This window comes from Mycolicibacterium lacusdiani, from assembly GCF_021916785.1.
GTDB classification, from domain to species: domain Bacteria; phylum Actinomycetota; class Actinomycetes; order Mycobacteriales; family Mycobacteriaceae; genus Mycobacterium; species Mycobacterium lacusdiani.
Window position 1 is genome coordinate 344,572 of the sequence record NZ_JAKCFC010000002.1, and the last position, 22,531, is coordinate 367,102.

At 67.5% G+C, this 22,531-nt stretch carries 25 protein-coding genes; 9 read left to right on the forward strand and 16 right to left on the reverse strand.

Annotation, left to right across the window (positions count from 1 at the left end; all coding sequences use genetic code 11):
- Window positions 1–2: 2 nt before the first annotated feature.
- The 5 genes from LOK44_RS06580 to LOK44_RS06600 form a co-directional block, all read right to left on the reverse strand.
- Window positions 3–833 (reverse strand): hypothetical protein, encoded by an 831-nt coding sequence (locus tag LOK44_RS06580; RefSeq protein ID WP_237569215.1) that lies wholly within the window; start codon window positions 831–833, stop codon window positions 3–5.
- Window positions 834–912: 79 nt separating this feature from the next.
- Window positions 913–2,412, reverse strand: a complete 1,500-nt coding sequence (locus LOK44_RS06585) for a class I adenylate-forming enzyme family protein (protein WP_237569216.1) — start codon at window positions 2,410–2,412, stop codon at window positions 913–915.
- Window positions 2,409–3,242: a glycosyltransferase family 2 protein gene (locus LOK44_RS06590; protein ID WP_237569217.1), complete on the reverse strand. Its 834-nt coding sequence runs from the start codon at window positions 3,240–3,242 to the stop codon at window positions 2,409–2,411. The genes LOK44_RS06585 and LOK44_RS06590 overlap by 4 nt, the downstream gene beginning before the upstream one ends.
- 6 nt (window positions 3,243–3,248) lie before the next feature.
- The gene (locus LOK44_RS06595) at window positions 3,249–3,938 is read right to left on the reverse strand and encodes a CatB-related O-acetyltransferase (RefSeq protein WP_237569218.1); all 690 of its coding nucleotides are present in this window, start codon (window positions 3,936–3,938) and stop codon (window positions 3,249–3,251) included.
- Complete coding sequence (locus LOK44_RS06600) at window positions 3,935–4,348, reverse strand: VOC family protein (RefSeq protein WP_237569219.1); 414 nt, start codon at window positions 4,346–4,348, stop codon at window positions 3,935–3,937. Before LOK44_RS06600 ends, LOK44_RS06595 begins: the two co-directional genes overlap by 4 nt.
- 101 nt (window positions 4,349–4,449) lie before the next feature.
- On the opposite strand from LOK44_RS06600, the gene LOK44_RS06605 reads away from it, so the two are divergent.
- A complete protein-coding gene (locus tag LOK44_RS06605; RefSeq protein ID WP_237569220.1) occupies window positions 4,450–4,884 on the forward strand; it encodes a serine O-acetyltransferase in 435 nt (144 codons plus the stop codon).
- A gap of 97 nt (window positions 4,885–4,981) precedes the next feature.
- Here LOK44_RS06605 and LOK44_RS06610 read toward each other — a convergent pair whose 3' ends face one another.
- On the reverse strand, window positions 4,982–5,248 hold the full coding sequence (locus LOK44_RS06610; protein ID WP_237569221.1) for an acyl carrier protein: 267 nt from the start codon (window positions 5,246–5,248) through the stop codon (window positions 4,982–4,984).
- Between the two features lie 232 nt (window positions 5,249–5,480).
- Between LOK44_RS06610 and LOK44_RS06615 the strand changes: the two genes are divergently transcribed.
- The 3 genes from LOK44_RS06615 to LOK44_RS06625 are packed head-to-tail and all read left to right on the forward strand — an operon-like array spanning window position 5,481 to window position 8,538.
- A complete protein-coding gene (locus LOK44_RS06615; protein ID WP_237569222.1) occupies window positions 5,481–6,725 on the forward strand; it encodes a glycosyltransferase family 39 protein in 1,245 nt (414 codons plus the stop codon).
- A complete protein-coding gene (locus LOK44_RS06620; protein ID WP_237569223.1) occupies window positions 6,722–7,693 on the forward strand; it encodes a glycosyltransferase family 2 protein in 972 nt (323 codons plus the stop codon). Before LOK44_RS06615 ends, LOK44_RS06620 begins: the two co-directional genes overlap by 4 nt.
- Complete coding sequence (locus tag LOK44_RS06625) at window positions 7,690–8,538, forward strand: glycosyltransferase family A protein (protein WP_237569224.1); 849 nt, start codon at window positions 7,690–7,692, stop codon at window positions 8,536–8,538. The genes LOK44_RS06620 and LOK44_RS06625 overlap by 4 nt, the downstream gene beginning before the upstream one ends.
- Here LOK44_RS06625 and LOK44_RS06630 read toward each other — a convergent pair.
- Genes LOK44_RS06630 through LOK44_RS06665 form a run of 8 tightly spaced genes read right to left on the reverse strand, consistent with a single transcriptional unit; the run spans window position 8,448 to window position 15,017 of the window.
- Complete coding sequence (locus LOK44_RS06630; RefSeq protein WP_237569225.1) at window positions 8,448–9,872, reverse strand: O-antigen ligase family protein; 1,425 nt, start codon at window positions 9,870–9,872, stop codon at window positions 8,448–8,450. The two genes, LOK44_RS06625 and LOK44_RS06630, sit on opposite strands and share 91 nt — an antisense overlap.
- The gene (locus tag LOK44_RS06635; RefSeq protein ID WP_237569226.1) at window positions 9,869–10,633 is read right to left on the reverse strand and encodes a hypothetical protein; all 765 of its coding nucleotides are present in this window, start codon (window positions 10,631–10,633) and stop codon (window positions 9,869–9,871) included. The genes LOK44_RS06630 and LOK44_RS06635 overlap by 4 nt, the downstream gene beginning before the upstream one ends.
- A gap of 3 nt (window positions 10,634–10,636) precedes the next feature.
- Window positions 10,637–11,275, reverse strand: a complete 639-nt coding sequence (locus tag LOK44_RS06640; RefSeq protein WP_237569227.1) for a YveK family protein — start codon at window positions 11,273–11,275, stop codon at window positions 10,637–10,639.
- On the reverse strand, window positions 11,272–11,934 hold the full coding sequence (locus LOK44_RS06645; protein ID WP_237569228.1) for a YveK family protein: 663 nt from the start codon (window positions 11,932–11,934) through the stop codon (window positions 11,272–11,274). Before LOK44_RS06645 ends, LOK44_RS06640 begins: the two co-directional genes overlap by 4 nt.
- Window positions 11,934–12,695, reverse strand: coding sequence for an SGNH/GDSL hydrolase family protein (locus LOK44_RS06650; RefSeq protein WP_237569229.1), 762 nt, complete (start codon window positions 12,693–12,695; stop codon window positions 11,934–11,936). The genes LOK44_RS06645 and LOK44_RS06650 overlap by 1 nt, the downstream gene beginning before the upstream one ends.
- The gene (locus LOK44_RS06655; RefSeq protein ID WP_237569230.1) at window positions 12,692–13,315 is read right to left on the reverse strand and encodes an SGNH/GDSL hydrolase family protein; all 624 of its coding nucleotides are present in this window, start codon (window positions 13,313–13,315) and stop codon (window positions 12,692–12,694) included. Before LOK44_RS06655 ends, LOK44_RS06650 begins: the two co-directional genes overlap by 4 nt.
- Before the next feature lie 38 nt (window positions 13,316–13,353).
- On the reverse strand, window positions 13,354–14,469 hold the full coding sequence (locus LOK44_RS06660; RefSeq protein WP_237569231.1) for a glycosyltransferase: 1,116 nt from the start codon (window positions 14,467–14,469) through the stop codon (window positions 13,354–13,356).
- Window positions 14,469–15,017: an LbetaH domain-containing protein gene (locus tag LOK44_RS06665; protein ID WP_237569232.1), complete on the reverse strand. Its 549-nt coding sequence runs from the start codon at window positions 15,015–15,017 to the stop codon at window positions 14,469–14,471. The genes LOK44_RS06660 and LOK44_RS06665 overlap by 1 nt, the downstream gene beginning before the upstream one ends.
- Before the next feature lie 471 nt (window positions 15,018–15,488).
- On the opposite strand from LOK44_RS06665, the gene LOK44_RS06670 reads away from it, so the two are divergent.
- The 3 genes from LOK44_RS06670 to LOK44_RS06680 are packed head-to-tail and all read left to right on the forward strand — an operon-like array spanning window position 15,489 to window position 19,014.
- Window positions 15,489–16,733: a hypothetical protein gene (locus LOK44_RS06670; protein ID WP_237569233.1), complete on the forward strand. Its 1,245-nt coding sequence runs from the start codon at window positions 15,489–15,491 to the stop codon at window positions 16,731–16,733.
- Entirely contained in the window at window positions 16,730–17,635 is a 906-nt protein-coding gene (locus tag LOK44_RS06675; protein WP_237569234.1) for a glycosyltransferase family 2 protein, read from the forward strand. Before LOK44_RS06670 ends, LOK44_RS06675 begins: the two co-directional genes overlap by 4 nt.
- Window positions 17,632–19,014: a lipopolysaccharide biosynthesis protein gene (locus LOK44_RS06680; RefSeq protein WP_237569235.1), complete on the forward strand. Its 1,383-nt coding sequence runs from the start codon at window positions 17,632–17,634 to the stop codon at window positions 19,012–19,014. Before LOK44_RS06675 ends, LOK44_RS06680 begins: the two co-directional genes overlap by 4 nt.
- Here LOK44_RS06680 and LOK44_RS06685 read toward each other — a convergent pair.
- Window positions 18,908–19,537 (reverse strand): LbetaH domain-containing protein, encoded by a 630-nt coding sequence (locus LOK44_RS06685; protein WP_237569236.1) that lies wholly within the window; start codon window positions 19,535–19,537, stop codon window positions 18,908–18,910. The genes LOK44_RS06680 and LOK44_RS06685 overlap by 107 nt on opposite strands.
- Before the next feature lie 16 nt (window positions 19,538–19,553).
- Entirely contained in the window at window positions 19,554–20,099 is a 546-nt protein-coding gene (locus LOK44_RS06690; RefSeq protein ID WP_308192719.1) for a YdcF family protein, read from the reverse strand.
- A gap of 447 nt (window positions 20,100–20,546) precedes the next feature.
- Between LOK44_RS06690 and LOK44_RS06695 the strand changes: the two genes are divergently transcribed.
- Both LOK44_RS06695 and LOK44_RS06700 read left to right on the forward strand, forming a co-directional pair.
- A complete protein-coding gene (locus tag LOK44_RS06695) occupies window positions 20,547–21,677 on the forward strand; it encodes a hypothetical protein (RefSeq protein ID WP_237569237.1) in 1,131 nt (376 codons plus the stop codon).
- Window positions 21,678–21,733: 56 nt separating this feature from the next.
- On the forward strand, window positions 21,734–22,396 hold the full coding sequence (locus tag LOK44_RS06700; RefSeq protein WP_237569238.1) for a hypothetical protein: 663 nt from the start codon (window positions 21,734–21,736) through the stop codon (window positions 22,394–22,396).
- Window positions 22,397–22,531: the final 135 nt, after the last annotated feature.

Here is a 22,531-nt window from a genome sequence, read left to right on the forward strand (position 1 = left end):
GGTCACCGCCTACCCGACGCATTCGCGACGGCCCGCAGGAAGGCGCTCGCCGCGATCTCCGAACCCTCTGCGTTGAGGTGTCCGAGATCCGAGGCGTAGCCGGTGTGCAGCGCGTAGTAAGGCTGGTCGCGGTACCGGAATTCCCGGCGGCCACCGTCGGGGGTGGTCGATTCGATTGCGGCCAAGTCGAATACGCGGTCCTCACCGTAGTGCTGACGCAGCAGCTCGTTGTAGCGGTGCCGCGCGACGTTCTCGCCCTGCCCGTAGCGGTCGCTGCCGCCGAACATGATCTTGACTCTGTTCTTGATCCCGGAGTCCGTGGTGAGCGGAACGGTGACGTGCACGAAGGAGATCGCGGGATAGTCACGTTGCAGTTCGGCGATCGTGTCTCGATAGTGGGTGAACAGCGCGTCGACGTCGGTCCGGGTCGAGATGTCCAGGAAGCAGAACTTCATCAGCGCGACGTCGACCCGAGCGCCGAGACCGCTCCTGAGGATCCGCGCGAAGTCGTCGATCTTGAGCCGCGGCTGTTCGTTCGCGCCGATGTACGCGTGCGAGATGAAACCGCCTGCGGGTCCCGGCCTGGCGCCCTTCTCCTCTATGGGTGGGGCGATCAGACCCTGTCGCGAGTAGATGACTTCGACGCCTCCCAGGATGTTCTCGCCCACCGATTGGTGCCCGAAGAACACCCGCGTGCGGTCGACGACCGCCAGCTGTCCGTCGTCGACCGTTGCGACGACCTCACCCTCGACCGGCATCGACTGCCCCTTCCAGACGTCTTGAGTCACCACTGCGGCGATGAGCACGATCACGAGCAGTGCCGCGGGAACCACCCACAGCGCCCGACGAAATACGGACCCTCTTCTTCTGCGAGAACGCATCTTCGAATCCCCCGTTCGTGTTCGATGAACGTCAGCCCGGGTGGGCCAACGCCGACGATGCCCGTGCGGCCGCGAGGTCGCGGAGTCGCGTCTTCGCGATCTTGCCGCTGGCGTTCAGCGGCATGCCGTCGAGGACGACGACCTGTTTCGGCACCATGTGCTTGGGCAGGGACCGGCGGCAGGCGGCGGCCACGGCGTCGGTGGTGATCGCACTGTCGGGTGCGACGGTCACGAAGAGCACGATCGCCTCTCCTGCAACGTCATCTGGGACTCCGATGGCGGCTGCCGACACCAGTTGCGGCATTCGCAGGGCCGCAGCCTCGACCTCTTGGCTCGAGACGCGGTAGCCCCAGGACTTGATGAAGTCGTCCCGCCGGTCGACGATGAAGACGTAACCGTCCTCGTCGACCACGGCCACGTCGCCGGTTCGGAGGCCGTGCGGGGTGAATTTGTCCGACGTTCCCTCCGGCTCCCCGTAGTAGCCGGGTGAGATGCTGGGCCCGCGGGCGTAGATCTCACCCTTGCCGCCTGCGGGCACGGGTTCGAGATCGTGACCGAGGACGCGCAGTTCGACACCCGGTATGCCCTTCCCGATGGACCCGAGCTTCTCGGTGAGCATCGCCGGGGGTAGGTACGACAGGCGTGCGGTCGCCTCCGTCTGCCCGTACATGACGAACAGCGCGGCGTGCGGTTTGGCGGCGAGTAGTTCTTCGATCATCACCGGAGGCAGCTTGCCGCCGGCCTGCTGGATGATCCGCAGCGACGGCGTGGCTCGCTGCGCGAAGCTGGTGGCGCGCAACATGAGTTGGAAGGACGAGGGCACTCCGGCGAACACAGTGCACTCCTGCTCCTCCAGCAGCTTCGCGGTGGTCTCGGGGAACGCGAACGAGTTGCACAGCACGAGGGTCGCTCCCACGCGCAGATGCGTGTGGAGCAGCGAAGCGCCATAGCAGTAGAAGAACGGCAGGATCACCAGCGCCCTGTCCGTACGCTCCAAGCCCAGGTAGCTGATGATCGACTCGGTATTGGCCGCGATGTTCCGGTGCGTCACGCGGACTGCCTTCGGGGCGCCCGTGGTACCGGAGGTGAACAGCAGGACTGCGTCCGAACCAGCTTCCGTCGTGGTCTCCGGCCAGTACGGATCCTGGCCGGAATCAAGAACGTCGTCGGTGATCACGGTGACGAAGTCCGCGGCGGCGGGGTCGTGCCTCAGGTGCCGCCGGTCGACCAGGGCCGCCGAGCAGTCGACGGCGGAGATGCTGCGGCGGACGTCGGCCGACGTGCCCTTGTCCGACAGCGGTACCGCCACCATGCCGAGCTTCATGATCGCGAGGTACGACGCCACCCAGAAGAAGGAATTCGGACCGAGTATCGCGATCCGGGACCCGGGCGCCAACTGCAATGCCGACACCGAACCTGCCACGGTCGCTGCAGCCGCGCGCAACTCGGCATACGTGTGGTGCCGCTGTCCGTCGACGATCGCGACGTCATCGGCGGCGCCGGTGTTCGACAGGAAATCGCAGATGTTCACTGTTCCTCCTGCGCAGGCGCGGTGAGAGCCGTCTGACGCGCGCCGGCCCGCGCATCGTCGGCCCAGTCGGTGAAGTAGCTGTCGGGATTGATCGCATAGCGGACGGTGACCTTCGGCACGTGCTCGATCCGGCCCCGCCGGCTGAGCTGCCACACGTACTCCCAGTCCTCCTTCGGCAGCGTCGCCTTGGTCCGGGGCAGCAGGCTGAAGCCGCGGTTGCATGACCGCCGCACCACGACGCTGTTGACGTCGATGTAGGGGTCCCACCGAAGCCTGCGCCGATCGAATGGGGAGCCGAGCACGTCGAGTTCCGTTCCGTCTGGCCGCATCCGCGACACCGAGGTGTAGACGGCGGACAAGCCGGGGTCGGCGTCCAGGGCCGACACCGCCGTGGCGACGTGTTCGGGAGTCCAGACATTGTCGTCATCCAGGAAGGCGACGAACTCCGAGTCGCTGAGGTCGATGCCGATGTTGCGCACCAGCCCCGGCGTCGCCGAGTTGCGGCAGAGCGAGACCGCGAGAAGCCTCGGGTCGGTGGGCAGCTCCGGCAGTCCGGCGCCGTCGTCGACCACCACGACGGCCAAATTCCGAAATGACTGAGCGAGTGCGGTTTCGACCGCACGCACCAGGCCTTCGGGACGGTTGCAGGTGGGGACCACCACGACGACCCGGGCCCGCGGACAGCCGCTCGTCAGCGTCGCACGCAGTCGGATCAACTCGCGCGCGTGGAACAGCCGGTTCTCCTTGATCGAGTTGCGTCCCACGAATCGGTTGCGCTGTTCGTAGACCAGGCATCGCCACGGTCGCAGCATGCGCTTCGGTGTGTTCACGGCGAGCTAGCCTCCGAGGTAGTTCTGGAACTCGGGCAGCCTGTGGGTGAGGTCCTCGAGGTCCTGATCCCACCACCGCTCCTCCAGTAGGGCGGTGATCGTCTCGTCGGAGAACCGCTTCTTGACCAGCCGGGCGGGATTGCCCAGCACCACGCCGTAGTCGGGAACGTCCTTGCTCACGACCGCGCCGGCACCGATGACGGCGCCGTGTCCGACACGGGTCACCTCGGGCAGGATCACCGCGTTCGCACCGATCCACACGTCGTTGCCGATCTCGAGTGCGTTCAGCTCGTCACCGATCCAGTCATCGCACAACCCGAACATGGGGTTGTGGAACACGGCGTTCGTGGACTTCAAGCCGAGGGGGTGGTTGCCGTTGATGATGCGAACGCCGGCGGCGATCGAGCAGTAGCGGCCGATCTTCGTCTTGGGATCCACGACCCACGGCGTGAAGCACGCACCGATGGTGTACATCCCGATCTCGACCCCCCAGTACTTGGCGAAGATCGTGCGGATCGTGGGGGACTTGTAGTCATCACCCTCGAGGCGGCGCAGCACCCACAGCACGACCGGCCGTAGCCGCCGGATGGCGTAGAGCCGGACGAGAGCGTCCGTGATCGCCGTCCGCCTCTGCGCTCCCGCATCGGGCGGGGAGGGGGTGGCGGTGGCCGGCCGTGTCGCCGTCGTCTCGGTCATAGGAGTCCTGCTCGTTCGTCGGTGTCGATCAGTTCGATGTGCAAGCCGTACTTCGCTCGCAAGAAGGCGATTTCGTGATCGTTGAAGGCCTCGCCGGGTTGGGGTGGAACCAGCACGCGCAGCCCCTTGTCGCGCAATCCGGTGATCCCGGTGTCCACGTCGTCGCACTTGAAGCACAGATGGTGGAAGCCGCCACCGCGTTCGACCGACTTCTGGAGTGCGAGGTTGTCGTCCAACGGTTCGATCAACTTCACCGGCAAGCTACCCAGCTTGTCGAGGAAGACGACCCTGACCCGCTGGCGCGAATTGGTGACGACCTCCGTGCGACGTCGATAGCCGAAGGCATTCTCCCAGTGCGCAATGCCGTCAGCCAGGTCGCGAACGGCGAAGCAGATGTGGTCAATCACCACGAGACGACTCCTCCCCGGACGCGGTGTCGCCACGGATCGTCGTGCGTGACACCACCCACGGCGGTGGATACGCTGCTGTGGTGATACCGGAACGAATTTGGTTGACCAGCATCCGACTTCACCGCCGCGGCCTGCGCCGCTGCGCCCGGGTGCTGAAGGCGGTCAACGCCGTCGCGTTCAGCACGGCACTGCCGCCCGAGGCCGACGTCGCGGACGACGTGGTGCTCTGGCATCACGGGCTTGGGGTGGTGATCCACCCCGACACCACCATCGGCCGCGGCGTGCAGATCGCCCACGGCGTGACGGTTGCCGCAGGCGCCCCGCATGCGGGTTCCGGCATGGGCGTCGTCATCGAGGACGGCGTCACGATCGGCGCCGGCGCATGCATCATCCCGAAGGAGGGCTACGGCCTCACGCTCGGACGGGGCTGCGTCGTGGGCGCGAACGCCGTCGTTACCAAGGACGTGCCGCCGGGTGCCGTCGCGGTCGGCCCGGGCGCGGACATCCGCCAGCGGACCCCACGCACCCTGGACTGAAGCGCGGTACCGACGTTCGATCGGCGCATCGGCCCCCCGGCCAACATCGATCTCTCTGCCTGACAACGTAATCCCCCCGGATCGACGTTGGCCGGATCTACGCCGTCTCGAGCACGTGCTGCTTCTCGAGCACGAAGCGCGTCATCCGCGCGATCGTGTCGAGGTTCTCTGGAACCGTCTCGGTCTCGGACACCTCGATGCCGAACTGGGACTCGAGGAATTCGATGAGTTCGAGAATTCCGGTCGAGTCCACGACACCGCCTTCGACCAGTGATTCGTCGACTGCCGGCGTTCGCGATACATCGCCGAACAGGTAGTTGTCCACGATGAAACCGGTCAGTTCCGAGCGGATTCGAGCATCCATTCATTTCCCCCTGTACTCGAGTGCCGCATGGCCACGGCACGCGACGAGCTTAACATCTGGCGAACTAGGCAAAAGGAACTAGTTCCATCGTAAAAGCGCTCAGAAACGCATGGGGACAACGTAATACGTGCGCGCGCATTTCGCATTTTCTAGCTTCCCAAGCGCTACAGGCAAACGTCGAATAGTCCTTCGACCGGTAGGCAGAACGCCGTTTGGTCGTTATCGTGAGGCGGTGGCAGTCGGGGGTCTGGCAATGCGGGGTGAGGTAGCCGTGCGAAATCGCGCGCGCACCTACTGGATGGTGGGAGCGACGGTCTCCGCCACCCATCTGATCGTCGCAGCCGTGCTGAGTCGCTCGGTGGGGGCGTTGTACGAGGACGGCGGTCACTTTCATGTTCTCGCCGCCGGGCTGGCGAGCGATCTCGACTTCGGCCCGCCGCACTTCGAGGCGGCGCGTCCGCCTGGCTGGCCCATGCTCCTGGCGATCCCGTACCGAATCTTCGGTCCACACCCCAACGTGGGGCTCGTCCTCACCGCCGTCCTGGCGGGTCTGACCGCCGTCGCGCTGATGTGCCTCGGCGAGCGCCTCGGCATGACGCCGAGGCAGGCGACGCTCGCGGGTCTCGCGTACGGGTTGTTCCCCTGGGTGCTGATCATCGGTGCGTCGCTGTACGCAGAGAGCCTCTTCAACCTGCTGACGGTCGTCCTCTGCTACCTGGTCGTCGAACTGCGCGAGAGACGGCAGGTGGCGTGGTGGTGGCTCGCGGCGGGGCTGCTGGCGGGGTACGCCACACTCGTGCGGCCGGTCATGGCGTTCTGGCTGCCCGCGTTGGTGCTGTTCGCCCTCGGCCGCCGACTCGATTGGCGCGCGGCCACCGGAGCGGTGGTGGGGCTGGCGATAATCCTTGGCGCCTGGTCGTGGCGGAACTACGAACGACTGGACGCATTCGTTCCGCTGACCACTGCCGGGGGAGTGACGATCGCGCTGGCCAACAACGACCTGGCGGATTCCGCACAGGCGAACGAGGGATTGCCGGTCCCGCCGGTCGACGAAGTCGAGAATGACCGCTTCCTGCGCGACTTCGCCGTCGCGTGGATCCGCGAGAATCCCGCGGAGTTCGCCGAGCGGGTACCCGAACGGCTGGTCCGAACGTTCGACCCGGTCACGCGGCTCAACCGCGGCGTGTTCTTGGACCCCGCTCCGAGATGGACGGTTCGAGTCGGGTGGATCGCTGCGCTCTTGCTCGTCGCAGTGGGACTGTTCCGGCGCCACCGCGGCCCGTGGCTGGTTCCCCTCAGTTTCGCGGTGCTCCTGACGGTGCAGGTCATGGTGTTCGGCGGCGGGTTCCGCTTCCTCGTACCTGCCCTGCCGTTCCTCGCGCTGTGGGCGATCGTCGGCGCAGCGTGGGTGAAGGACACGGTGTGGCCGAGAAGCAGGGCGGGGTCGAACGATACTGCGAAGGAGCCGGTCTCGTGACCTCACTCGGAACCGACGTGGCGGACGGTAGATTCTTGGCCGCCGGTGAACACGCGGATGCATCGATCATCGTCGTGACCTACAACAGCGCAGCCGACATCGGTCTATTGCTCGACGACCTGCGGGCCTCGGCTCGCTCGCACGCCTTGCGCGTCCTGGTGGTGGACAACCAGTCGTCCGACGGGACCGTCGAAGTCGTTGCGACGTACCCGGACGCGTTGCTCATCGAGTCAGGCGGCAATCTGGGCTACGCCGGCGGCATCAATCGCGCGCTGCCGCACACCGGATCGTGCGGATCGGTGTTGATCCTGAATCCGGATCTGCGAGTCAGACCGGAGGCCATTGGTCGGATGCTCGAGACACTCGCATCCGACGATCGAGTGGGCGTGGTCGTGCCACGCATACTCGATCATGACGGGCAGACCTATCCGTCCCTGCGCTTCGAGCCATCCACGATGGGCGTCGTCGGCGACTCGCTCTTCGGCCGAACGCTCTGGCGAGGCCGGCCGTGCCGCCTGTCCGAATTCGACTACCGCAGCGACAGTTACCGAGACGCCCACGACGTCGACTGGGCCACCGGCGCGGCGATGCTCATCAGGGGTGAGGTTGCGCGTCGTCTGGGCGACTGGGACGAACGGTTCTTCCTCTACTCCGAGGAGATCGAGTACTTCCGGCGGGTACGCGACAGCGGCTGCGTGGCGCGCTACGAGCCCACCGCGGTCGTCGAGCACCGACTGGGCGGATCGGGTACCTCGCCCGCACTCGCCGCGCTCATGGCGGTCAACCGGATCCGCTACGTCGAGATGCACCACGGGCGGACGTATTCCGTGATGTTCCGTGCTGCCGTGGCGCTCGGCGAAGTGCTGCGATCGTATGATCGGACGCACCGCCGCACACTCGCGGTGGTACTGAGCCGGCGGAAGTGGTCGGGGTTGCCGAAGGCAACGAAGATAGCGGCGCCGCTGTGAGTTTCGTCGGCATGAACCGTGGTGCGGTGATCGTGCCCGCATACGACGAGGCGATGGTGATCGAACGCACCCTCAACCCGCTGAGTCAGCTGGCGGTGGAGGGATCCATCGAACTCATCGTGGTGTGCAACGGATGCACCGACGACACCGCGCAGCGAGCGCGAGGCATCCCGGGCGCCGTGGTACTCGAAACGGACGTCGGCTCGAAGACGTTCGCACTCAACACCGGTGACGAGGCCGCCACCTCCTGGCCGCGGCTCTACCTCGATGCCGACATCGAGATCACGCCGACGGCCGTGCTGGCCGTGCTCGACGCACTACGGCGCGGTGACGTGCTCGCGGCCCGTCCTGCGTTCCGGTACGGCACGCAGGGGGCGACCGCACTGGTCCGCGCGTACTACCGTGCGCGCGCGCGGATGACCGCCGAGCGCGATGCGTTGTGGTGGGCTGGGGTGTACGCCCTCACCGAGGCGGGACACCGACGCTTCGGCCGGTTCCCCGACATCACTGGCGACGACAAGTTCGTGGACAGCCAGTTCGAGACCGACGAGAAGATGGTCGTGTCGACGGAACCCTCGATCTGGGTCACACCGACGAACGTCCGCGGCCTGCTCACCGTCCTCGGCCGCCACAACAGGGGCAACGTCGAGTTGGCGGCACTCGATCCGCTCGGCGCGCCGAGGACGGCCGGCACCACCGCTCGCGCCGTGTTGCGCACCGCCAGGGGTCCGCGATCGGCGGCCGACGCCGCGGTCTATCTCGCCGTGGCACTGCTGGTTCGGTGGCGCGCCGCCCGCCCCGCCACGAGCTGGGAGCGCGACGTCACCAGCCGGTCGAGGAGGTGACGGCCGCGTCGCCGCTCCGGCGCGGCGACGTCGAAGCCCGACCACAGCAGGCCGAACAGGACGAAGAAGACGAGCGCCGCCTGCTCGAACGAGAACAGGTCGAAGGTGAAGCTCGACGCGATGATCCCGACGGTCATCGCGGCCAAGACATAGGTCTGCTCCCGCTCCCTCGGTGACGTGACACCACGCATGGAAGCCGACATGCCGAAGAGCGCGCCGATCATCACAGCGGTCATCGCGATCAACCCGATCACGCCGCCCTGGACGACCGCCTGCAGCCACTCGTTGTCGAGATAGCCGAATTCGGTGGGCGGTGCGCCGCCGAGACCCAGCCCGAAGATCGGATGTTCGCTGAGTGTCTCCGAGACCTTGGCGTAGTCCTCGAGCCTGCCCGAGACGCTCTCGTCCTCTGCAGAGCCCGTGAACGTGCGCCACAGCGCGTCGGCGACCTCCGGGAATGCCGCCACGTATCCGGTGATCGCGGCGGCGATCGCGACCGACGACACGGCGATCGGGCGAAGCTTGAACGCGAACACGTATATGGCCAATGCGACCAGCAGCGAGATGATCCCGGATCTCGAGACCGAGGCCGGTAGCGCGAGCGCCGCGATGACGCACGCGGCGCCGGACAGCCATCGAACCCGACGACGCGTCGCGTGGCGGGCGAAGTAGATGGTCAGCGGAATGGTCACCGCCGCCAACACCGAGAACTCGATGGCGTGCTGAGACGTACTTCTAACGCGGGTGACCCCCATCCGTTCGCTCAAGGCAAGGTCTTCGGTGTTGAGGACGAACCCCGGCGGTTGGAAGAAGTAGCGCAGGTCGATGGAACTCACGCTCTGCAGCAGTCCGACGAGACACGCGAACGTCAGCCCTGCCGCCAGCCACCCGAGCAGGACGTCGCGTTGCCGCGCGGACCGAACGCTCACCAACACGTACAACCCCGCGGCGACGTGACCCGCCAGCGCGAGCAGTGCGCGGGTCCGGTTGGAAGCGGTCGTGAAGTCGTCGTGCGCGGTCATGCCCATGCCGGAGACGATCAGCCACATGGCGAGGTAGGCCAGCAGTATCACGACCCCCGGGTTGAGGGTGCGGCCGCCGCCCGATCTGCGCCGAGTCAGGAAGCCGAGTAGCAGGAGCCCGAACATGATCAGCGTGATGATCCGGACGGGGCTTCCATTGCCCTTCAACGCGCCCGGCAGCACCACGTACACCGGAAGTGCCGGAATGACGAAGCACAGCAGTCGCAGCATCCATGGCGGTGGCGGGTCGGCGGGTGCCGGGTCCGCGCTGACGGCGCCAACCGGTGGCGCGTCCTGGTCGGCGATGGTCACTGCGACGGTGCCACTCTTGCCGGCTCACGCGGCCGCCGATCGTCCATCGCCAGGCCGGCGGTGGGCTCGTCGAGGATCGTCGCGTCGGCTGCCACGTCCCCGGTGGGCCCGGCCGTCGATCTGACCCGCTTGCGACGGCGGTTCAGCGCGACGTCCACCAGCACCGTCAGGAGGACCGTGAGGCCGACACCGCCGACTGCCACTGTCATCGTGGACCGTGTCCGTGACGGCATGGCCGGAACCGGCACGCTGGGCGGCGAGACGATGAACGACGTGGCCATCATCTCCGGGGGAACGTCGGCCTGCACCTGGATGTTCTCCAGCGACGCGCGAAGTTCCATGGCGGCCAGTTCGAGTGTCCTCGTGGCAGATTCGGGGTTCGCCGTGGCGACGTCGATCATGACCAGGGGGATGGGCGGCGACGTCGCGGGTACCGGAAAGAGCCGTGCGTCGTAGATGGGCTCACCGCCCGCGGCGACGACACGGTTGACCACCGTCGTCTGGCGCAGACCCAGCGAGGCCATGTTCGCGAGCAGCGGCGCCCCACCGAAGTCGAGCAGCCCGTTGCGTGGCACCGCCTGGCCCGTTGCGACGGTGTCCACCCGTTGATTGGGAGGAGCAAGCCCGATCACCGTCTGCGAGTAGTACACCGGTAGGACCGAGGTGTACACCTGGTGGCAGTACACCCCGGTGACCGCCAGCAAGGGGATCAGAATGTACCAGCGTCGCAGGCACGATCGGACGACGTCGAACAGGTCCACGGGTCAGTTTCCTTTCACGGGCTTCGCGAGTTCGGGATGTCGACGGCGCGTGGACCCGGATCTGATCCACACCGCCGCCGCGCCCAGCACGATGGCGATGAGCGCCGTCGGAATGCCGAGCGCCAGTCGTACCGGGACGTCACTGCGCGGATCGCTCGCACCGCTCACCTGGGTGACCCGCACCTTTTGGGCGCCCATCCCGGTGGGAGTCTCCAATGCCCTGGTGTAGGCGATGAATTCGGTCGCGTACGCGTCGGCCAACGCCCGTGCCTCGTCGGCCGAGGGGGCACTGGCCGACACGTCGATGAGCGAGGTGTTCGGTGGCACCCTCGCTGCGCTGACGCGCTCGGCCAATTGCTCCGCGGTCTCCGATGACCGGAGTTCGTCCACGACGCGCTGACTCACGACCTCGCTCGTCAGCAACGGGAGGTAGGAGTTGATCCGCTCCCTGGCCACGTCGTCGTTCTGGTATGCCTCGAACGTCGTCGATCCGGAGATGGACACCAGCAGTTGCGTCGACGACGTGTACGTCGTCGGGGTCGCCAGGATGAGTGCCGTCCCCAGCACGGCGACGCCGGATGCGATCCACGCGAATGTCCGCCATCTCCTGCAGATTTCGCCGATGAACTCGAAGACGTTCACCGCACACCCCGGGCTGGCTCGTCGACGAGGGATTCGGCACCGGCGGATGACCGCCCCGCCGAGGCGCGGACCGAGGTGAGAACCACGCACATCGCCCCCACCAAGACACCCGTCAATGCGGCGCCCGCCAACACTGCGGCGACCGGCAGACCCCACGCGCTGACCCGAACCTCGGCCGACGGTGGATTGACGACGACCAGTTCGGCGCGCGGAACGAGCGAACCCGGCACGGTCTCCAATCCGTCGACCGTCGCGGCCAGTTCGTCGAGCAGAACGGTCGCGGTGCGTCGCGCCTCAGACGGCGTTGGACTACTCACCTCTATCTCGATCAGCGCCGTACCAGGAGGGTTCTCGGCGTCGACTCGCGCGGCGAGCGTCTCGGGCGCGAGTTCGAGCCCCAGGTCGGTGACGACCCGGGATGTCAGGGCCGAATTGTCGGCCAACGCGGCGAACGTACGGGCGCGGCCCTGTGCATACGAGTCGCCACCGTCGACCACGCTGCTGACGTCCCCCGGTGTGCGCACGAACAGAGTTGCCTCGCATCGGTAGAGGGGTGGTGTCGCCACGAGTGCTGCGGTCGTGACCGCCAGTGCCAAGAGGACACCCCACGAGAGCCAACGCCACTTGGCGCGGAGCAGACCCAGATACGAGGTGCTCATCACGCGTCCGCCGCGAAGCGCTGATCGACCAGCGACGCCGTGATCGCCGCGGCGAGGTCGAGTTCGCCCTGCCGGTTGGGGTGGATGCCGTCGTCGGAGAGCAGGTTGGACGTGTCGCGACCGTCGATCGCCCGGATCGGGTCGATGACGGATACGCCGCGGGCATCGGGGTCGCGGAGCAACCGGTTCGTGAAGGACTCGTCGAAGCCGAGATCGTCGTTCGGTCGACTCAGGAAACGAGGCCTCTCGAAGACGATCTCGGCCTCGGGCCATGCCCGCCTGGCATCGGCGATGGTCGCGACCATCGCAGCCAGTACGTTCGCCCGTGGCGGGAACTGGTCGTTCCTGCCGCCGTCGAGGATGACGATGTCGGGATCGAACTGATTGGCCAGCAGGGGGATTCGCTCCGAGAACGACGTCGATTCGCCGCGGTAATCATCGACCGTGAACCGGTTGGAGGGCCCGCCGCTGACGTAGCCGGTGCCGGGGACTGCCGACAGGTGGCACAGCCATCCCAGCCGGCTGGCTGCCAAGCAACTGGGCGAGAGTTCCCGTGGCCCTGGGCCGGCGGTGTAGGAGTCGCCGATGAACAGGGCAGTCGGAGGCTCGTGCTCTGCCTGCGGAAGTCGAAGGCTCAGCGTGTCGGCCGGCTGCGGCGGCGCGGACGGGGTCTTGTCGGGAGTCAAGGCGAGCACGAGGCCGATGGCCACTGCGGCCGCCGTCGCCGCCGAGGCGATGTCGGACAAGCGCACACCGTTCATGCGCCGATCTCCGTCCGCAGCCACGCGGCCACCCTGTCTGCGATGACGGACTGGCCGGCATCGTTGGGACTGTGCAGGTTCCCCTGCATCAGGCTCCTACTCAGCCACGGTGGCTCGATACCGCTGAGGAACGGAACGTCGGCGATTCGTGCCGCCTCCCGCACGGCCTCGGAGACCATGTGCACCTTGCCGGGTGTGGGGGTTCCGTACCAAATGGGCCCGATGACCAGGGCGCGTTGCCCGCCGAGTCGAATCTTGTCGAACGCGTCGATCGCGCCGACCGTCACCGCACCCATCTCGGGGAGATCGTTGTCCGCCTGGCCGGTCGTGATGAGGATGATCCGGGGTCGTGCTGCCTGGGCGCGCTCCACCTGGTGGGTGAAGGCGTGCCCGCCCCGGCCGTCGGCTGCGAAACCGGCGTCGGGCATCGCGAAGTTGGACACCGACCAACCGGTGCGCTGCGCAAGCAGTGTCGGCCAGACGACCCCGTTCGACTCGCCGGCGGTGAAGGCATCTCCGATGACGGCGACGCTGAGCGGCCAACTGGGGTCGGGTTCACGAAGACGGGTGAACACGAGGGACGCCGAGACGATCGCTCCGGTCAGGACGAGGGCGGTCACCGCAATCGGAGTCGAGCGGCGAAACGTCGATGCGTTCCTCACCGTGCGCCCTCCGCGACGCGTGCATAGGCCTGCTCCAGGCGGTCACCGATGGCGGACATGCTGAACTCGGACCGCGCTACCTCGCGGCCCCGCCGACCCATGTCGGCCGCCAGCGATTCGTCGTCGAGCAGCTTGCCGACCGCGGCCGCGAGCGATGGGGGAGAGGGGTCCGTGACGATCCCGCACCCCGTTCGGTCGACCATCGGTGCCAATCCGCAGTCATCGGTGATTACGACGGGCAGACCCACCGACATGGCCTCCAGGACCGCCATGGGGTACGGCTCGCGAACCGATGGGAGGACGAAGACGTTCGCGGCTGCCATTCGCGTCGGCAGCTCGTTCGGTTCGACGGCGCCGTCCCAGTTGATGGAGGGGTGCGCGATGGTCGCCGCGGTGACGGCGGGACCCTGCCCCCCGTCCGGGCCGAGGAGCGTGAAGCAGGCGCGGTGCCCCGACGTCAGCAGCATGCGTGCCATGGCGACGAACGACAGCGGCTTCTTCCGACTGGCCAGACGGGCAGCGAAGAGCACCTCCGGCACTCCTGACCGTGCAGTCGGGCCTGCGTATTCGGGGACGCCGTTGCCCAGCTCGAAGAGCCTCAGCCGCGGCCCGGCCACCGTCGTCAGCTGTCCCTTCTCCTGAGCCGTCAGGTAACAGACCGCTCCGGCGTCGTGGAGTGCCCGACGCGTGCACGTCACGTCGAGAGGTGCCGCCAGGGGGTGCTGGGACGGAATCACCATGCCGTGGGTTTGCAGCACGTAGGGGATGCGTTGCCGCCGTGCCGACATGGCGATCGGCAGTACGACGAGATCGCGAGCGAAGTGAATGTGCACGACGTCGTAGTTCCTGCCGTTGGCGCGAAACCACCGCGACAGGTCAGGTGCTCCCATGCCGTAGAACTTGTTCGTGGGCATCAGCATTCGCGCATCGAACAGTTCGACGGGCACGCCGTCGAAGGTGGTGCTGCCGACGGGATAGCCGCGGGTCGCCGCGGCGACGGTCACGTCGTGGCCCCGCCCGATGATCTCGGCGCTCGTGTTCAGGGCGACCCGAGCCGGACCCCCGTAGGCACCATCCGGGTTCAGCAATGACACCACCTGGAGGATCCGCATCACGACACCGTCGGCCGTGGTGCCCGGACGACGGCATTCGGTGGAACGTCGCCGGATATCATGCAGGTCGCGCCGATCACCGAGTTCGCGCCGATCGTGACACCGCGCAGCACCGTGGATCGGGCGCAGATCCATACTCCGTCTGCCACGACGATCGGGCCGTTGTCGAAGTCGAAGTCCGGCGAGAAGCGGTCATGGCTGCCCGTGCACAGGTATGCGTGCTGCGAGATGCACACGTCCGACCCGATGTCGATCGTGTCGAGGTTGTACAACTCGGAGTCGGTGCCGACCCACGAATCGTCGCCGATCGACAGCTTCCACGGCCAGTGCACCCTGACCCGGTGCCGGATGATCACACCGCGGCCGATCTTCGCCCCGAACCACCGCAGGATCGCGCACCTGAGTTGGTTGGGACACCAGACCTTGGTGACCACCAGCTCGGAGGCGGCTACCCAGAGGGCCTGGAACAGCACCCCGCGGCCCTTGTCGTACGAGCAGCCCCGGGCCGCGGCCAGCGACCAATGGACTTGCGACGTGGTGACCCCCATGTCGTTACCCCCCCAGGCCGACTCTTTGCCAACTTTGCGGCGAGGCGTCCTCGACCGACTAGGGAAAGTGTATGCGGACGTCAGGAATGTTGCTGAAATCCTCTTGGGCAGTAGCGAACTAGTTCTTCATGCGTTCGGGACTAGTTCGTTCTGCGATCCGGGGCGGGGCGGTGAATCCGGCGATGACAGGTGGCTGAGACGGCATTCGGCACATCGGTCAACACGGGGTTCGAGAGTCGTCGGCGAGGGTGAGCCCGCTGCGCGGACGTCTCGTGGCGTCATGGACTAGATCCATGACCAGCGACGAATTGGTCCCCGAGATCCATGTACGCCGAGCGCCGATCCGGTGGAGGGTGAACGAGACGTCATCGGATGACTCGTGCATTCGTCGCGCGCGACAGGCGCTGCAGTGCAGTCGATCTCAATCCAGCGGCCATCCGGTCAGACGCTCGACACGTGGGATGGTGCATCGTGAGGTACGAGGACGTCGCCGAGGTCAGGCCGCAGGCGCGGGCGGCCCTCGCCGGGCAGGTGGCGATCTTCGTAGTGGGCGCGACGTCCGCCGTGCAGATCGCCAACGTGACCGCGACGGTGTTGTCGATCGTGTGTCTGGTGCTCGTTCCCGGCTTCCTGCTCGTCCGCCACCGCAGCGTCGACGTGGTCCCCCTGGGCCTTGCCGCCCTGGGTTGGGCGGCGTACATCGCGTCGTGCCTGGTGAACGGTGTCAGCCTGCTCTGGCCGAATGCGGTAGCACCCGCGGCCTTCTCGCTCTACTTCATCGGTCTGACGGTGCTGACGAGCAGGTCGATCGAGTCGATCGCAACGGTTCTAGCCGGGATCGGTCTCGGGACCGTCGTATTCTTCCTCACCGAGGGAATCGAACTCACCAGCACCGGGAACTTCCTCCACTTCTGGAAGTACGGCGTCGCCCACGGCGTGACCGTCGTGTTCCTGTACGTGCTGACCCGAATGGATCTGCCGCGCCTCGTGATACCGGCCGCGTTGGCGATCATCGGTGTGGCCAGTCTGGCACTCAACTTCCGATCTCATGCGTTGGTGTGCCTGATCGCCGCGGCGATCCTGTTCGCGCGGTACCTGGTGGGTGACCGGATCGGCCGGGCTTGGCAGTTCGTCGGCGTGGGGGCCTTCGCGGTGCTCTTCACGTTCCTCATGCCAATCGCCGCGCGATGGGGGATGCTCGGAGCCGCATTGGAGCGAAAGACCCTCGAGCAGGACGCGACCAATCTGCCACTGCTGCTGGCCGGCCGTACGGAGCCTCCGATGACGTTGACCGCCATCGCCGATCGGCCGCTTCTCGGCTGGGGTAGCGGCACGAACCTCACGCCGGAGGTGTACACGCGCGCAGAGCATCTCGCGATTGCGATGGGATTCGACCCGACCTTCCCGTTCGACCTCTACTGGCGGCTTCCCGCCACCGACTACTCCGCGATGCACTCGATCCTGCTGGGCTCCTGGGCCGAGGGCGGAATCCTCGCCGCTCTCCTGCCTGCCTGGCTGCTGGTCGCCTGCGTCGTCGTGGTGTGGCGGAACGTCGAGTTCGGCCGCTGGTCCGCGCTGGCGTTGACGGTGGCCCTGCAGTGCATCTGGGATCTGCTGTTCTCGCCATGGACCTACAACACGATCGCCGAGGATGCCTGTGTCGCACTTCTGTTCTGCGCGATCACGTCCCGGCGTCCCGCGGCGGCGACGGGATGAGCCACGTCGTCAGTGCGGTCATAGCCACGGTCGGTCGGCCGAGCGTCGCGGTCGCCGTTCGATCGGTGCTCGCACAGTCGGCGGAGGTCCGCGAGGTGATCGTCGTGTTGGACGCCGCGACGTCGGTGCCCCTTCCGTCCGACGACCGGGTCGTCCTGATCCATGCTCCGGCGGGCAGTGGTGCCGCGAGATGTCGACAACTGGGCATCGACGCCGCGCGGGGTTCGGTGATCGCGCTGCTGGACGACGATGACGAGTGGCTCCCGGGCAAGCTCGAGTGCCAGCTGTCGGGGGTACGTCCCGAATGGGGCCCGGGGTGGGTGTCCTCGTCCCGCATGGCCGTCGTCGGACCCGGCGACCGGCGGAGGACTTGGCCACGGCGACTCATCGAACCGGGCGAGTCGGTCGCCGAGTACCTCTTCCGTGTTCGCGAGGTCGGTGTCGGTGGCGCCGTGCTGCAGACCTCCACGCTGGTGTTCCCTGCCGCCCTGGCGCACCAGGTGCGCTGGGACGGTCACCGCGGGGCCGTCCACGACGAACCCACGTGGCTCATCGAGGTCCAGCGCCGCGTGCCCGACGTCCAGCTTCTGCACGTACCAGAGGTACTGAGCGTGTACGACGTCCGCCGGTCATCGGTGTCGCGGAGTTCTGAGGATCGCACTGGCGACTACATCGCCTGGGGGTTGCAGCACCTGGGCGGCGAATCACGTCGCGTCCGAGGCGATTACCTGTGCAGTAGTCCCGTCAGCGCGGCTGTGTCGGCACGGTCGCTGTCAGGGGTGGCCCGCGCAGTGTGGTCGGCGCTCGCGCACGGGCGCCCCGGCCCGTGTGCGTTGACCTACGCGGGCCTGAGCGCCGTGCGGATCGTCATCGGTCGGCTCGTCGGCCCGATCCGGTCGTGACCGTGGCGCGGGACCGGTTGGCGCCGCAGGAGCGGCGCGCGTCGTTGGCCGCGCCCATGTATCGGCTGGCCGGTACGCCGATCACCGTCGCGCTGGGCCTGCTCAACACGGCCATCGTCGTGCGCGAGACCGGTGCGGCCGTCTTCGGTCTCGTCGCCTTGGTCGCGACCGTCACGCTGCTCTTCCCGTTCGCCGACCTCGGCATCGGTGCGTCCGTGATCAGTGCGAGCGCACGGCTGCGCGGTCCGAATGCGGACCCCGCTGCGGCAGACGTCGTGCGTCGTGGGTTCCGCGTTCTACTTGGCGTTGCAGGCGCAGTGGTGGTCGTCGCCGTCGTGATCATGTCGCTCGACGGCTGGGCCACGGTCATCGGTTTCGCCTCGGGGCCGCAGGACCGGTGGGCGGTCACCGTCGCGGTGTGTCTGTTCGGGATGACTCTGCCTGCGGGCCTTGGCGTTCGGATCCTGATCGGGATCGACCGCAACCCGCTGGCAACAGTGGTCCTGATGAGTTGCCCCGCCTTCGCGCTCGGTCTGACGCTGCTGCTGTTCTCCGCCCGCGTGGACGGCATCTGGTACGTCACGTCGAGCCTGGGCGGTCTCCTCGCGGGTCAGCTGCTGGGTTGCGTCCTGGCCTTGCGCCTGTCCGGATTGGGGTCGTCGGCGTTCTCTCCGGTGCGGGGTGCCTCGACCGGAACACCGCTGCTGGCAGGCAGCATGTGGCTCTTCGTCGTGGGATTGGGCCTGCCGATCGGACTGCAGACGGGGCGGGTCATCCTCGCGCACCTCTCGACTCCCGAACAACTCGCCGAGTACTCCCTGCTGGCGCAGATGTACGCGGCGTGCTGGTCGGTGCTGTCAGCGGCGGGCCTGGCCTACTGGCCGATCTTCGTGCGGCGCCGCACCGAGACCGCCGAGACGATCGCGATGTGGCGGCGTCTCACGACGTCGTTCGCCGCGCTCGCCGCGCTCGCGGCGGCGGCGATGTGGCTCCTGGGGCCCTGGGCGGCCGAAGTGTTGTCCGGCGGCGAGATCGAGGTGACGGCCTGGCTGGCGTTGGCCTTCGGGGCACTGCTCATCGGCCAGGCGATGCACCTGCCTGCGACCGTGCTGTTGACGCTGCCCGCAGAGGCGCGATGGCAGGCGTTCTGGACGATCGTCATGGCCGTGGCGAGCATCGGGCTGGGGTGCGCCGTGGCGCCGGGCTACGGCGCGGTAGGCGTCGTCGTCGCCGCCGCACTGGCAATCGTTGTGGCACAGGTGGTTCCGGCTCTCATCTGGGTGCCTGAACTGGTCCGTCGTCGCCGCCCGTACGACGAGGTTCGAGTGCCCTCGCCAGCGGTGCGACGACGGTCTCGCCCGGACCCACGTCGTGGATGACGGTCGCATTGGCTCCGACCGTCGCACCGTCGTGGAGGGTGATGGGTCCCAGTACCACCGCTGCAGCGCCGACCCTGACGTCATCGCCCAGAGTTGGTCTGCCGACGGCGTCGTGGCCGATCGTCACCTGCTGGTTGATCCAGCACCGGCTGCCGATGGACGTCGCGGTGACGATCGTGCCCAGGCCGTGCTGAATGAAGAACGCGGGACCGATCCGATCCGCTTCGAGGATCAGCGTCGGTGACGGCCGGTAGACGATGCGCAGGACGAGCCTGAGTACGGCTGGTCCCTGGCGTAGTCGGAAGTGCGCCAGCGTCCGGAATTCCCCGAGCGCTGCACTGAGGTAGGCGAATTGGGTGTACGGGTCGAACCCTCGCAGCTCGGCATCGTCGATGCAGGTGATCCACCAGGCGACGTCGTCCGCGACGACCCCGCCGACGTTCGAACACCTGATGCCGCACCAGAGGGGGTATGCCCACAGTCGCGCCAGGACCAGTCGGGTACGGCTTCGCCTCCTCCCCATGTCGTGATGGTAGCCATCAGCACCCGGGCTGGAGTGCTGCCCGCACGTATCCGACGGTCTGAAGGGCGTACTCGACGACCCATCGTGGCGCCGACACCGGATCGTCGGGTACGACCATGACGAGTTCACCGTCGAAGCATCGTTGGAGGATGAAGCGCGCCCGGGAGACGTGCGGTCGGAAGGTGACGACGACGACCGTCCGCCATCTTCGCTCGGCCGCCAGGCGGCGTAGCTCGCGACCCTCGCCCCGAGTGGTCGGCGGATCCGGTACGAAGCAGACCATCTCGTAGGCGTGTGCCGAAGCGCATTGCTGCGTGAGCCATGGATCTTTGCGCCCGTTGGGATTCGAGACCACCACCGTCGGAGCCGCGCCTGCCGATGCGAGTTCCAGGCCCCGGGGGTAGCGACCGTAACTCGGCCCGCCGAGGATCAGTATCGCGTCCGCCTTGCGCACCGGGTCGACTTGCGGGCGGACGTAGACGGGAAAGCCCGCGACGATCAGCGCGGCCACCGCGGCGCAGATCCACGACGCCGCGGTGCGGGATCGGCGCAGGGGGCTCACCCTCGCATCATCTACCCGCCTACGCTCGTGCGCATCGATAGTGGATCGACCAGAGATTCGTGTGTTGGAACGCCGACGAGACGAGGCTGCAGGCGTTTCCACCTGCAGCCTCGTACCCCCCACCCCTGGCGGTCGGAGAGCGGCAGTCGGCCGTTCCGCGGATCTCCGTTGGTGGTGCGTTCCTCGTTGCTAGATTTGTGATCTAGATCGCAGGGTACAACCTGTGATGGCCCGTTGTAAACGGTTGACGCCCCCGTAAAGACGTGGAGGACCCGCGCTTCGACGACCGACGCAAATTTGCTGAAGTTGCCGGCCGAGACGCGGTGGGCACCAGGGTGCCCTTGCAGGGGAATGCGCATGCGTGCGTCCTGCAATAGGCGCACTGCCAGGCATCGCGCGGACGGTAATCTCGAACCGACACTGGACACGCGGGAGGGGAACCGTGTCATGGGACTGCAACAGGACGTGAGCCCGTACGGGTCGCAGACGGTGATGGGGCCGGGGTGGCCGAACGTCGACGAGGATGCGCTGGCCGCGTCGGCAGCACAGTACGAAGCGCTCGCTGCCAAGCTGACCGGCTCGGTGGTGCCGCTGCAGCAGAGTCAGCTGGCGTCGCTGTCGGAGAAGTGGACCGGCGGGGGAGCGGTCGCGGCGGCCGGTGAGGCGACGACCATCATCGGCGGACACGAGGCCAACGCCGCCCAAGCCGCGGCGATCGCGTTGAAGCTGCGCAGCATGGAGGTCACGGTCGCGAAGACCAAGGCGCTGGTCAACGCCACCGCCCTGGAGGTGCAGCGCGAATGCGAGGCAATTCAAGCGATGCCGGTCAGCAACACTGCCGAGTTGATCCAGAGCCGGATGAAGATGGGCCTGGCGCAGAACACCGCCTACGTCAACGCCAACACCGCCGAACTCGCCAACGGCCTCGGGGTGCCGCCGACGTTCCCGCCGACCGGTGCCCCCGGGGTGCCGACCCAAGGCGCCGACAAGGCCGCCAAGGCGGGTCGGGAAGCAGGCGGACAGGGTTCGCAACAGGCCATGCAGATGATGACTCAGATGGCGTCGATGGCCGCCCAGCTCCCGCAGCAACTCGGCGGCATGCTGACCCAGGCGCCACAGCAGCTCATGCAACCACTGCAGCAGTTGGCGCAGCCGCTGCAGCAGCTGACCTCGATGTTCGGCGGCAAGGGCGGCGGTGGCGGTGGCGGTGGAATGGGAGCCGGCGGTGCGACACCCTTCTCGGCGTTCTCGAACCATCCGCTGGCCGGTGGCTCGGGGCCGGGGAGCGGCGCCGGGATGGTCAAGGCGGCGTCACTGCCGGGGTCTGGAGGCATTGGCGCGCAGACCCCACTGATGGCGGGGCTCGTCGGAGCCTCGCCGGAAGCGTTCGCGGTGCCCGCAGGCGCGAACAGCTCCGCGGTCGGCGGCATCGCTCCGGTGGCCGCGGGCGGCATGGGCGGCGGAATGGGCATGATGCCGCACCGCGGCGAGACCGGCGGCGGCTCGGCCGCGTCGCTGGCACCGCCGGCGGCGCTCGAATACGACCTCGGCGAAGAGGACGGCGACGATGACTGGTGAGTGCACCTGTACGACAACGCCGTTCGACGAAGCCGAGCTGAGCTAGAGGAGCGGACATGACGAGCCCATTGCAGAAGCCCGAGGGCATCACCTGGAACCCCGCCACCGTCGAGCTGCCCCAGCCGCCGATGTTGCCGCCCGGCCAGGACGCGATGAGCATGACGATCGCCGCGGTGCTGCCGACGCTGACGACCCCGCTGGCCACGAGCGTGGCCTCGTTGCAGGCCAAGGAGACGAACTTCGCGGGCAAGGTCGGCGCTGCGCAGTCGGCCTACGAGAACGCCGACGCCTCGGGCGGGCAGTCGGTCGGACAGATCAGCGGCATGCTGGGCCAGATGGGTCAGATGGCTCAGCAGGCCGGTCAGCAGGCCTCGGGCGCGGGCCAGGGCGGCGGTGGCTTCGGCCAGATGATGCAGCAGGCGATGCAGGCCGCCCAGGGTTTCGGCCAGCAGGGTGGCGGTTCCGCGGGCGGTGGCGCCCCGAGCGGTGCTCCCAATGCCTCGCCACGCGACGAGCCCGATTCCCGGGACGACTCCCTTGAGCAGGAGCGGGAACGGCAGCGCGAGGGCGAGGATCGACCGCCCGCCGAGCGAGCGCCGGTTGAGCCGCCCGCTGCGGCAGCGGGGCCGGGTGCCGGCACCGGCAGCGCAGGCCCGCCGCCGGTGGACGTGCCTCGGCAGTCCCCCGGCGGCGACGAGGATCTCGCTCGCCGAATGTAGAACCCGCTGCGGCTCATTCGGCACGTCGGCACGTCACGCGCCGTCGGCGATTACCCTCGGTACCGCAGCCCGGCCGCGACGCCGGGTTCGTGATCAGAGGGTCCTAACGTCGCCGGGGACGATTTCAGGAGTAGT

Excerpts from the sequence above, each read along its gene's own strand:
- LOK44_RS06595 (WP_237569218.1), bottom strand. The coding sequence starts at position 3,938 with ATGACCGAGACGACGGCGACACGGCCGGCCACCGCCACCCCCTCCCCG.
- LOK44_RS06610 (WP_237569221.1), bottom strand. The coding sequence starts at position 5,248 with ATGGATGCTCGAATCCGCTCGGAACTGACCGGTTTCATCGTGGACAAC.
- LOK44_RS06645 (WP_237569228.1), bottom strand. The coding sequence starts at position 11,934 with ATGAGCACCTCGTATCTGGGTCTGCTCCGCGCCAAGTGGCGTTGGCTC.
- LOK44_RS06650 (WP_237569229.1), bottom strand. The coding sequence starts at position 12,695 with ATGAACGGTGTGCGCTTGTCCGACATCGCCTCGGCGGCGACGGCGGCC.
- LOK44_RS06660 (WP_237569231.1), bottom strand. The coding sequence starts at position 14,469 with ATGCGGATCCTCCAGGTGGTGTCATTGCTGAACCCGGATGGTGCCTAC.
- LOK44_RS06665 (WP_237569232.1), bottom strand. The coding sequence starts at position 15,017 with ATGGGGGTCACCACGTCGCAAGTCCATTGGTCGCTGGCCGCGGCCCGG.
- LOK44_RS06675 (WP_237569234.1), top strand. The coding sequence starts at position 16,730 with ATGAGCCACGTCGTCAGTGCGGTCATAGCCACGGTCGGTCGGCCGAGC.
- LOK44_RS06685 (WP_237569236.1), bottom strand. The coding sequence starts at position 19,537 with ATGGGGAGGAGGCGAAGCCGTACCCGACTGGTCCTGGCGCGACTGTGG.
- LOK44_RS06695 (WP_237569237.1), top strand. The coding sequence starts at position 20,547 with ATGGGACTGCAACAGGACGTGAGCCCGTACGGGTCGCAGACGGTGATG.
- LOK44_RS06700 (WP_237569238.1), top strand. The coding sequence starts at position 21,734 with ATGACGAGCCCATTGCAGAAGCCCGAGGGCATCACCTGGAACCCCGCC.